Here is an 829-nt window from a genome sequence, read left to right as displayed (position 1 = left end):
ATCGCGATCGGCTCGTCCACCGCCGCCACCGCCACCGGCGCCGAGGACCGCTCCTCCGCGGCCCCCTCCGATCCGCCCAACAGCTCGTCGAGAAGGAGGTCTGTCAGGGCGTCGGGGGTGGGGTGGTCGAACAGCAGGGAGGCGGGCAGGCGCAGACCGGTCGCGGCGTTGAGCCGGTTGCGCAACTCCACGGCGGTCAGCGAGTCGAAGCCGAGCTCGGTGAAGGGCCGGTCGGCCGGCACCGTGCCCGGGCGCGTGTGACCGAGCACCGTGGCGACCTGCCCGCGCACCAGATCCAGCAGCGCCCGCCGCCGCTCGGACTCCGCCAGCCCACTCAGCCGGCCGGCCCATGAGCCCTCGGCCCCCGGGGTGCTCGCGCTTCGCCGCAGGGGGGCGCGGACCAGGCCGCGGAAGGGGGCGGGCAGGGTTCCGTCACCCGCCTGGGACCGCAGCGCGGACAGGTCGAGGCGGGCTGCCACCAGGGCGGCGCGGTCCGTGCCGGTGAGTGCGGCGTCGAGGGCGGCGAGGGCCTCACCGGTGGCCAGCGGCGCGATCCCCGCCCGCCGCATCCGCGCCCGGTCCACCTCCGACAACTCACCGGTCATCCCACTGCTCTGCCCCCACAACCCCCACGCCAACGACACCGCCGGCAACCCCTGCGCCCGGCGGTGCACCGCCAGCGCGTCCAAAAACGCGTTCGCCGCCGCATAATTCGCCTGCCCCGCCGTCCCCAACGTCCCCGCCACCGACGAGAACAACACGAACGCCGACAGACCCATCCCCCGCGTCAACTCATGCAGATGCCACGCCGCATCCACCTTCGGCCGCA

Annotated in this window: 1 protein-coding gene; it reads right to left on the bottom strand. The window is 74.8% G+C overall.

Annotation, left to right across the window (positions count from 1 at the left end; genetic code table 11):
* Positions 1-829, bottom strand: an 829-nt coding sequence (locus tag CUT83_RS15125) for a beta-ketoacyl reductase (RefSeq protein WP_143688567.1), incomplete at both ends; no start/stop codon positions are given.

This window comes from Streptomyces barkulensis (assembly GCF_002843305.1).
In the GTDB taxonomy this organism is placed as follows: Bacteria; Actinomycetota; Actinomycetes; order Streptomycetales; family Streptomycetaceae; genus Streptomyces; species Streptomyces barkulensis.
This window is presented reverse-complemented; position numbering and strand designations above follow the sequence as displayed.